The following is an 8,798-nucleotide window of genomic DNA, read 5'->3' as shown; positions in this document are numbered from 1 at the left end:
CTTCCTATTATATCCCAAAAACCACCCTATTTTCAGCAATATTCTACAGGATTTTTCGACATTGTTTGGAAAAAAAATCACCTGTGTTATTTAACAAAGGTGATTATTTTATCTTTTTATTAACCTTTTCCATTAATTCCTCTTCTGTTAGTGCCGCAACGGGGCGGTTATTCACGAAGGCAAAGGTCTTTTTCCGGCCAGGCCCGCAATAGGATTGGCAGCCAATTTTCACTTCAGCATCCGGATCAAGTTCTTTCAACCGAGGGATTAACGTCTTGAGATTCACGGCCTGACAATCATCACAAACGCGAAATTCATTAGACATTTGTTACAACCCTTTCTTTGGTCACTCTCTATATATTTTATCCAGCTTGGATTTCTTAAAACATCCGATTAACTCCTATGGTATTTTACAATTTCTTGTTTTCGAATGCAAGTTGCAATCTTTACTAAACTCTTGAAAAAAATCTACTATCCTTGCAACCATTTTGGTATAAAGGCTTATAAACTTGTCCATCCTAAGACTAGAACTTTTAAAAACTCGTCAAGATTCATTTGCGGGTTCATCCAAAAACTATAAAAGGGAGTTGAACATATGAAAGTTCGTCAAGATGCATGGACAGATGAGAATGATTTGCTTTTAGCCGAGACTGTCCTTAGGCATGTAAGAGAAGGCAGTACCCAGCTGAATGCCTTTGAAGAAGTGGGCGACAAGCTGAATCGTACTTCTGCCGCGTGTGGGTTCAGATGGAATGCCGTCGTTCGCCACCGCTATGAAAAAGCATTACAGTTAGCCAAAAAGCAACGAAAACAAAGACAAAGAGTGTTAGGTAAAGAGCAGGGCGGCAAGAAAAAACTATTATATAGCCCGCCGCTCACTGGAGCACCTGATTTTGATACGATGCCGGGCCAAGTTGAAATGCCGCTCGAAACATCGTTTGAACTGCCTGATATGATGGCAGAGATGGCAGAGGAAAGCTATGTAACACCGCAAACTCAGGCACCAGTTCAGGCACAGGCACAAGTTCAAACACCAGTCCAAACACCCGTCCAAACGTACCGACAAGCCAATCCAACAGGACTTTCGCTTGATTCGGTCATTACTTACTTGCAAAACTTCCATCATGCCAATCTGCAAAATGAAGCATTAAAAAGTGAGAATGAAAGATTAAAAAGGGAATTGGCTGAAGTAAGGCGTCAAAATGAGGAAATGTCCGCTAAAATTGAAGGTTTAGAGCAGAATACCGAAACGATTCAAGAAGATTACGAGACCTTAATGAAGATCATGAACCGGGCCCGCAAGCTTGTGTTATTTGAAGAAGAAGAAAGACCAGCGACTAAATTCAAAATGGACCGTAACGGGAACTTAGAGAAGGTCGCGGAATAAAAATAATGGGAGAAGAGCAAACGCGCAACATCTCTTTGAAAAAAAAGCCGTCATTCCACTCAGGTGGAATCGCGGCTTTTTACATGGCGGCAATTTTTTCATTACGATCAATGACCCGTTGATAATAACCGGGAAATAACGACAGTTCGTACTCGTTCAATGGCCCGGCATATAAAAATTCACCATTTTCCTTTAACTGGTTTAATAGACGGAGCATCACATCGGCAATGGTGAAATTCGTCCCAAGCAATTCCGCAAGCGAAGCCATGACTTCCGGAACAATCTGTGGATAGGCAAATTTTGTTTCTGCTTCTTGTTTTGCTAGTTTATAAAATTGCCTGACCAGCTCAGCCCGATCCCGTCCGCTGCCATTTACACAAAGATAAATCTGAACAGCGACCCCTTTTTTAAGGCGGCGCTGCGAGATGCCTGCAAATTTTTTCCCGCTAATACTAAGGTCATAGCTTCCCGGGCAATAAGAACCGACTATTTCCCTTGCTTCAATCTGATGCGGGAAGTCCGCAAACATATTTTGAATCAGCTGCCACATGGCATCATAGCCGCGGTTTATATCAATCCCTTTTTCCGCCTCAGGGAAAATTAATGAAATATTGAGGACCCCTTCATCAAGAACGACAGCGAGGCCGCCCGAGTTTCTGACAATCGACTGATAACCTTGCTCGTGCAGGAATTCGATTCCCTCTTGTAAAAATGGCAGTTTGGTATCCTGAATGCCGAGGACGCATGTATTGTGGTGCACCCAGGTCCTGGCTGTGGCCGGTGCCTCTCCCGTCCCGACCGAGGCACAGAGGGTATCATCGGTACCAAACGATTGTAACGCCTGAAAATGAATACCGACAGCGGATTGATCGATGATTCGCCACTGCGGCTGATGTAGTAAACCTTCCATTTGGGTGGCTCCTAACTAAATTGATAGACATATTTTATCAAAATCAAGTGAAATTAAACAGGGTGTGCCTCGTTGTGCCTACTTCTCTAATTCATCGTTTAAAAAAAAGCCAGTCCACTATAACCGCGGACCGGCCCCTCTCAATACTCTTATAACCCTTGTGCCGCTGTAATTAACGCCAGTTTGTAGACGTCTTCTTCATTACAACCGCGTGATAAATCATTCACCGGTGCATTTAAGCCCTGCAGGATCGGTCCGACCGCTTCAAAGCCGCCTAAACGCTGCGCAATTTTGTAGCCAATGTTACCTGCTTCAAGGCTAGGGAAAATGAACACATTCGCATCGCCTTGCAGCGGTGAATCCGGTGCTTTACTTTTAGCAACAGAAGGAACAAATGCCGCATCGAACTGAAACTCTCCGTCCAATACAAGTGATGGGTCACGGCGCTTCGCTTCTTCTACGGCCGCTGCCACTCGTTCTGTTTCCGGCGATTTAGCGGAACCCTTTGTTGAAAAACTAAGCATCGCAATGCGCGGCTCGATATCAAACATGTTAGCTGTCTTCGCACTTTCAATCGCAATTTCAGCTAAATCATTGCTGTCTGGTGCAATATTAATCGCACAATCGGCGAACACATACTTTTCATCCTCACGAACCATGATGAACACACCAGAGGTTTTCTTGACGCCTTCTTTTGTTTTGATGATTTGCAAGGCAGGGCGCACGGTATCCGCTGTGGAGTGGGCCGCACCGCTGACAAGGCCGTTTGCTTTATTTAAATAAACAAGCATGGTGCCGAAATAGTTTTCATCAAGCAAGATTTTGCGGGCATCCTCTTCGGTTGCTTTCCCCTTGCGGCGGTCAACAAACGCGGCCACAAGTTCGTCCATGCCTGCATAGCTCGCAGGGTCATAAATTTCCGCATCATCGAGCGAAACGCCAACCTCAGCTGCTTTGGCCTGAACCTGTTCGATGTTGCCAATCAAGATCGGTGTCATTAATTTTTCCGCTGCTAAACGACCTGCAGCTCTGACAATCCGTTCGTCTAATCCTTCTGGAAAAACAATCTTCAAATCGCGTCCAGAAACTTTTTGCTTCAATCCTTCAAATAAATCACTCACGACAAAAATCCTCCCTTAATAAACCTACTTCATTAGCATACTTTACCGTTTTTAAATTTCAAGGATATCACTCACAGCGGCTAAAAGTTTATTTTTTCAAAAAATTACACGCTAAAGTTTATGATTTACTTTTTCTAATAAAAATATCCATTAAACGATTTCGAATGGTTTATTCGCGCGCCACTGGGTCAAACTATGATATAGTAATGAATGTAAATAAGAAGAATGATTATTTAGGAGTGATTATAATGAGTGAAGCAGCAGTAACGCTTGATGGCTGGTATTGCCTCCATGATTTCCGTACCGTTGATTGGACAACTTGGAAAATGCTCCCTAGTGATGAGCGACAGGCCGCTATCCACGAGTTTTTAAGTCTAGTTGAGAAGTGGAATGCGACTCAGGAACGTAAAGAAGGCAGCCATGCTTTATATACAATTGTTGGGCAAAAAGCCGATTTTATGATGATGATTCTTCGTCCGACGATGGAAGAACTGAACCAAATTGAAACCGAATTCAATAAAACAAGATTGGCTGAATTCACCGTGCCTGCCCATTCTTATGTTTCGGTTGTTGAGCTAAGTAACTACTTGCCTGCAGGTGAGGATCCTTACCAAAATCCACAAGTTTTGGCCCGACTGTACCCGACGCTGCCTAAAACCAAATATGTCTGCTTCTATCCAATGGATAAGAAACGTGAGGGCAACGATAATTGGTACATGCTGCCGATGGAAGAGCGTAAAAGTTTGATGCGCAGCCACGGAATGATTGGCCGTACATACGCTGGTAAGGTAAAGCAAATCATCACTGGTTCGGTTGGTTTTGATGATTATGAATGGGGCGTCACCTTGTTTGCAGAGGATGTCCTTCAGTTTAAAAAGCTTGTCTATGAAATGCGTTTTGATGAGGTAAGTGCTAGATACGGAGAATTTGGCTCCTTCTTTGTTGGCAACATCTTAGAGGAAGAACGGATCGCTAGTTTCCTTCATGTATAATTTTTTTTAAAAGTTCTCAGTCTTCCGCTGGGGACTTTTTTGTTGTTCTTCCCGGTTAGCTAGTCATATTCCGCCCCTTGTGCTCATACTATTTAAACAGCGAGTCTAAGAAAGAACTCCACTACTCTCAAATACAAAAAGTTTATTTTACCCCCGTTGGAACATATTTGGGATGAAGGGAGTATTAATAGCTTGTTGGGCCACTCGTTTTATTCATTTTTTAGGAGGGAAAAAGATGAATCAATACTATAATCCACAGGGATTTCAGCCTTATCCGGGAGCAGCTGGGCAACAGCAAGGAGATCCAAGGGTCCAGGGGAGCGGGCAAAGTTTTTATCCGGCACCTGGTGCACAAGGATTCCCGCAATTCCCACCGGCCGGCGCAGTCGCAGGGGCAGGGGCGCCAGCACCACAAGCACCTGGTGGCATGCTGCCAATTGAGCAGTCGTACATCGAAAACATTTTACGCTTAAATAAAGGAAAATTGGTAAGCGTGTTTGCCACTTTTGAAGGTAACAATCAATGGAATGCGAAGGAATTTAAAGGGATTATTGAAGCGGCAGGAAGGGATCATGTCATCTTGAGCGATCCACAATCCGGGGTAAGGTACCTCATCCCAATGGTCGCCGTCGATTACGTCCAATTTTCGGAAGAAATTGAGTATGAATATCCATATGGCAGTGCTCCACCATTAGCTACTTACCCGCCAAGATAAAATAATACATGTGAACACCAATTGATCCCAATTGGTGTTTTATTTTTTGGGTAAGTTTAGATAAACAGGCCTGTTGATTTCCGTTCCAAAATAACTTTGCTAGCCTTCGAAAAAAAAGTCATTGGGATTGTTCCCCAATGACTTCCTTTCAATTACAAATGTTTAACTGCACCGACGACGATTAGGATCCAGGCTGCTAAGAAGAAGACACCGCCAATTGGTGTGATCGCCCCTAAGATACCAATCTTCGTTAGGCTTAATACGTATAAACTGCCGCTAAAGAAGATAATACCGGCCAGCATCAGCCATCCTGCCCAGGTAAATTGCGGGCTGGCAGCGGCTACTTTCCCGATGAGGAGACCAATAATCAATATCCCGATGGCGTGAAACATTTGGTAGGTGACACCTGTTTTCCAAATATCCAAATAATAGGCATCGAGTTTACCCTTTAATCCATGGGCACCAAAGGCACCAAGCGCAACCGCTATAAAGGCGTTGATCGCACCAACTATGATAAATGCTTTCATCTAATATTCTCCCCTTTTTTATTGGGCACTGTTAAACTAGTCTGTTGCCTTCTGCTCCAATCAACAGAGTGGTTGAATCAACAATGTGCCTTAACTTTTCCTTTTATTAAAAATCAAACAATGAATCCCCATTTGCTTCGTTTTCCATGTCGAGTTTTTTTGGCTGCTGTAATGTTGTGGATTGTTGTACGATTGGTTGGCTCATGACGGGCTGTTGGTAAGCCTGAAATGAGATGGCTGGTTGAACCGCAGGCATGGGAGCCACTGCAACCTCGCTTGCCGGTGACGGATTTTCGTCTAGCAGCAACTCGCATAATATTTTAATAGAGTAGACTTTTTCCCGCAAGCTTTCTTCCTTGGTGCTGCTTTTCGCCAGCTTCAATTCTGCTTCTATTTTCGTTAATAGGTTTTGGACGGATATATTCACTTTGAAATTACCTCTCTATTTTCATCTATGATCCCATAATACACGAGGATGACACCTTTTGCGAAAAATCAAACCATTTGTGAGAACTCTCGACAATATCCACTGTTCCACGTGAAACAAGTCAGATTTTGTCATATTAAAAACCTGCGAACTTTCTTTTTAATACGTCTCATAAATGATGGATCCTGTTTGAGAATGATCATAATCACCCAAAGAGTTTATTTCTGACTGAAACAGCTGAGACGATAACGTTTCCTTTACCATTCGGATCAGTTTTTCATTTTCAGGTGTTTTTAAAAGAACGAGATCGTAACGTTCCGTTATTAATGGAACAAAGTCTATTCCAACGATCTTAGCAGCCTTTTCAATTCCCACTCCTACATCTGCTATCCCAGTAGAGACGGCCGAAGCAACACTTAAATGATTCGTCTCTTCGTGCTTATACCCATTTATATTCTTTGAAGAAATGCCGTGTATTCTGAGCTGTTCATCGAGAAGGATCCTTGCTCCCGACCCTTTCTCTCGATTGATGATTTTTACATTCTCTTGATTTAGATCAGCCCACGTCATGAGGTGGAGCGGGTTTCCTTTTTGAACATAAAATCCTGCTTTTCTTGAAACAAGATTGATTAAAATATACGGATAGCCTACCAAAATCTTTTTTACATAAGGTAGATTGTATTCTCCTGTATCTCCATCAAACATATGTAAGCTAACTATTTCACATTCTCCATTGTATAAAGCGATGAGGCTGTTTAAACTTCCTGAATAGGAACGTAAGGCTTTATAGGTGGAAGATTTCTCAATGTGTTTACCTAGGATATCTAAGACAATATCTTGGCCACTAATGACAATGTTTTTGGATGCCCTTGGTTCCATTCTTTGTTGATGCCATTCTTGGGCAGGAGGAGTCGTACCCTGATTCGTCTTATTATTGGATATGTAATCATCCAAATCCTTTGCATCCATCCGCATCTGTCTTCCAACACGGAATACAGGAAGGTCCCCTTTTTTTATCAAATCATATATGGTTAGTTTCGAGACTTTTAATAGCTGCGATACTTCTTCAATCGTATAGGAAATCTCCTTTGACATGTCCATCCCTCCTCCTTCTATTGTATCTCATTATTTTTTAATAAGCATATTCTTACTAAAATTGTATTTTGTGATTTTTTTCATACCACAACCAATTATAATTAGTTATAATTAGTTATAACTAATTATAAGGAGAGAGATACTTTGAGAAAATCTTATCAATTATTTTTAACGATGTTATTGTTCTTACTTGTTTTTACAGGATGTTCAGCCAATGAACAAAGTAAAAAGCCCGCAGATAAAAAACAAGCGGCCCCTGAAAAGAACGTCGAATTAACAGTTTCAGCAGCGGCAAGCTTGCAAGACGCCTTGACTGAAATTACATCTAATTTTAATAAAGAACATGGCAATGTGAAAATCAACTATAACTTTGGCGCTTCCGGAGCGTTGCAACAACAAATTTCACAGGGAGCACCTGTCGATCTTTTCTTCTCTGCAGCAGAAGATAAATTCGATCAATTAGTGACAGATGGTTTGATTGAAAAGAAAAATGGGATCGATCTGGTTGGTAATGAGCTTGTGCTAGTCGTTCCAAAAGAATCGAATAAAGGAATTAAAACGTTTGAAGATCTTGCTAAAGCAGATAAGCTTTCAATAGGGACCCCTGAATCTGTCCCAGCAGGTAAATATTCGAAAGAGGTACTAGAAAACTTAACGATCTGGAACTCGGTTAAAGGGAAAATCGTCTATGCCAAGGATGTACGCCAAGTGCTTACATATGTGGAAACAGGGAATGTTGATGCGGGAATCGTTTATAAAACAGATGCATTAACCTCCGCTAAAGTGGAAATTGCGGCAACAGCTGATAAAAAGACCCATACTCCCATCGTGTATCCTGTTGGAATCATCAAGGCTAGTAGCCATCCAAACGAAGCCATGTTATTCTATGAATATCTAAACAGTAATGCAGCAATGGAAGTTTTCAAAAAATACGGATTTAAAGGACTGTAATATAGTAAAATGGCAGACAACTTTTGGGCTCCAGTCAAACTATCATTAGAGATTGCTTTCACTTCAGGTATCATTGTCTTGATTTTGGGGCTAATTTTAGGGAAGGTCATGGCGAAAGCGAAATTCAAAGGGAGAGTTTTCATTGAAACCCTCTTCCTTTTGCCATTAGTATTACCCCCGACTGTTGTGGGATTTTTGTTAATCGTTCTATTTGGTAGACAAAGCCCAATCGGACAAATGATTGAATGGCTATTTCAACAGCCCGTTATGTTCACTTGGTGGGCTGCCGTCATTGCATCCACGATTGTGGCGTTCCCGCTTATGTATCAATCCGCCAAGACCGGGTTTGCGGCGATTGATGAAGATATTGAAGGTGCAGCCCGAGTAGATGGGGCGAGTGAATTCAGGCTATTTCTTTTAGTGTCCATTCCACTTTCACTAAAATCAATTATTTCTGGTGGAATTTTAAGTTTTGCACGAGCGTTAGGTGAATTTGGAGCCACGCTCATGTTTGCTGGAAACATCCCTGGGAAAACTCAAACGATCCCTACAGCTATCTATATTGCCCTTGACTCTGGTAATATGCACTTGGCTTGGTTATGGGTACTGAGTATGATTGGTATTTCATTTATTATGTTAGTCTGCGTACAACTCTCAAAATCTTAAAATTTCA

Annotated in this window: 11 protein-coding genes; 5 read left to right on the top strand and 6 right to left on the bottom strand. The window is 42.0% G+C overall.

Features of this window, described 5'->3' with window-relative positions; genetic code table 11:
- Window positions 1–103: 103 nt before the first annotated feature.
- The gene (locus BDR01S_RS23545; protein ID WP_066248771.1) at window positions 104–325 is read right to left on the bottom strand and encodes a YuzB family protein; all 222 of its coding nucleotides are present in this window, start codon (window positions 323–325) and stop codon (window positions 104–106) included.
- A 270-nt stretch (window positions 326–595) separates the two neighbouring features.
- On the opposite strand from BDR01S_RS23545, the gene BDR01S_RS23540 reads away from it, so the two are divergent.
- A complete protein-coding gene (locus tag BDR01S_RS23540) occupies window positions 596–1,387 on the top strand; it encodes an RsfA family transcriptional regulator (protein WP_066248775.1) in 792 nt (263 codons plus the stop codon).
- Window positions 1,388–1,466: 79 nt separating this feature from the next.
- Here the strand turns inward: BDR01S_RS23540 and lipL are convergent, their stop codons facing one another.
- Together lipL and pta are read right to left on the bottom strand one after the other, a co-directional pair.
- Window positions 1,467–2,297, bottom strand: a complete 831-nt coding sequence (gene lipL / locus BDR01S_RS23535; protein ID WP_066248781.1) for an octanoyl-[GcvH]:protein N-octanoyltransferase — start codon at window positions 2,295–2,297, stop codon at window positions 1,467–1,469.
- Between the two features lie 149 nt (window positions 2,298–2,446).
- Window positions 2,447–3,418: a phosphate acetyltransferase gene (gene pta / locus BDR01S_RS23530; RefSeq protein WP_066248784.1), complete on the bottom strand. Its 972-nt coding sequence runs from the start codon at window positions 3,416–3,418 to the stop codon at window positions 2,447–2,449.
- A 248-nt stretch (window positions 3,419–3,666) separates the two neighbouring features.
- Between pta and hemQ the strand changes: the two genes are divergently transcribed.
- The gene (hemQ, locus tag BDR01S_RS23525) at window positions 3,667–4,410 is read left to right on the top strand and encodes a hydrogen peroxide-dependent heme synthase (RefSeq protein ID WP_066248786.1); all 744 of its coding nucleotides are present in this window, start codon (window positions 3,667–3,669) and stop codon (window positions 4,408–4,410) included.
- Between the two features lie 235 nt (window positions 4,411–4,645).
- Window positions 4,646–5,125: a spore coat protein GerQ gene (gerQ, locus tag BDR01S_RS26370; protein ID WP_066248788.1), complete on the top strand. Its 480-nt coding sequence runs from the start codon at window positions 4,646–4,648 to the stop codon at window positions 5,123–5,125.
- Between the two features lie 152 nt (window positions 5,126–5,277).
- On the opposite strand, the gene BDR01S_RS23515 is transcribed toward gerQ, so the two are convergent.
- The 3 genes from BDR01S_RS23515 to BDR01S_RS23505 form a co-directional block, all read right to left on the bottom strand.
- Complete coding sequence (locus BDR01S_RS23515) at window positions 5,278–5,652, bottom strand: DUF423 domain-containing protein (RefSeq protein WP_066248792.1); 375 nt, start codon at window positions 5,650–5,652, stop codon at window positions 5,278–5,280.
- A gap of 106 nt (window positions 5,653–5,758) precedes the next feature.
- Window positions 5,759–6,079, bottom strand: a complete 321-nt coding sequence (locus BDR01S_RS23510; RefSeq protein WP_066248795.1) for a YwdI family protein — start codon at window positions 6,077–6,079, stop codon at window positions 5,759–5,761.
- Window positions 6,080–6,238: 159 nt separating this feature from the next.
- Complete coding sequence (locus BDR01S_RS23505) at window positions 6,239–7,174, bottom strand: helix-turn-helix transcriptional regulator (protein WP_066248797.1); 936 nt, start codon at window positions 7,172–7,174, stop codon at window positions 6,239–6,241.
- A gap of 144 nt (window positions 7,175–7,318) precedes the next feature.
- Between BDR01S_RS23505 and modA the strand changes: the two genes are divergently transcribed.
- Together modA and modB are read left to right on the top strand one after the other, a co-directional pair.
- The gene (gene modA, locus BDR01S_RS23500) at window positions 7,319–8,125 is read left to right on the top strand and encodes a molybdate ABC transporter substrate-binding protein (protein ID WP_066248800.1); all 807 of its coding nucleotides are present in this window, start codon (window positions 7,319–7,321) and stop codon (window positions 8,123–8,125) included.
- 9 nt (window positions 8,126–8,134) lie between these two features.
- Window positions 8,135–8,791, top strand: coding sequence for a molybdate ABC transporter permease subunit (gene modB / locus BDR01S_RS23495; protein WP_066248803.1), 657 nt, complete (start codon window positions 8,135–8,137; stop codon window positions 8,789–8,791).
- Window positions 8,792–8,798: the final 7 nt, after the last annotated feature.

This window comes from Neobacillus drentensis NBRC 102427 (assembly GCF_001591445.1).
In the GTDB taxonomy this organism is placed as follows: Bacteria; Bacillota; Bacilli; order Bacillales; family Cytobacillaceae; genus Neobacillus; species Neobacillus drentensis.
Note: the sequence above shows the minus strand (reverse complement) of the source record. Positions and strands in the feature narration are given on the sequence as shown.

Excerpts from the sequence above, each read along its gene's own strand:
- BDR01S_RS23540 (WP_066248775.1), top strand. The coding sequence starts at position 596 with ATGAAAGTTCGTCAAGATGCATGGACAGATGAGAATGATTTGCTTTTA.
- modB (WP_066248803.1), top strand. The coding sequence starts at position 8,135 with ATGGCAGACAACTTTTGGGCTCCAGTCAAACTATCATTAGAGATTGCT.
- BDR01S_RS23545 (WP_066248771.1), bottom strand. The coding sequence starts at position 325 with ATGTCTAATGAATTTCGCGTTTGTGATGATTGTCAGGCCGTGAATCTC.
- BDR01S_RS23505 (WP_066248797.1), bottom strand. The coding sequence starts at position 7,174 with ATGTCAAAGGAGATTTCCTATACGATTGAAGAAGTATCGCAGCTATTA.
- BDR01S_RS23515 (WP_066248792.1), bottom strand. The coding sequence starts at position 5,652 with ATGAAAGCATTTATCATAGTTGGTGCGATCAACGCCTTTATAGCGGTT.
- hemQ (WP_066248786.1), top strand. The coding sequence starts at position 3,667 with ATGAGTGAAGCAGCAGTAACGCTTGATGGCTGGTATTGCCTCCATGAT.
- gerQ (WP_066248788.1), top strand. The coding sequence starts at position 4,646 with ATGAATCAATACTATAATCCACAGGGATTTCAGCCTTATCCGGGAGCA.
- lipL (WP_066248781.1), bottom strand. The coding sequence starts at position 2,297 with ATGGAAGGTTTACTACATCAGCCGCAGTGGCGAATCATCGATCAATCC.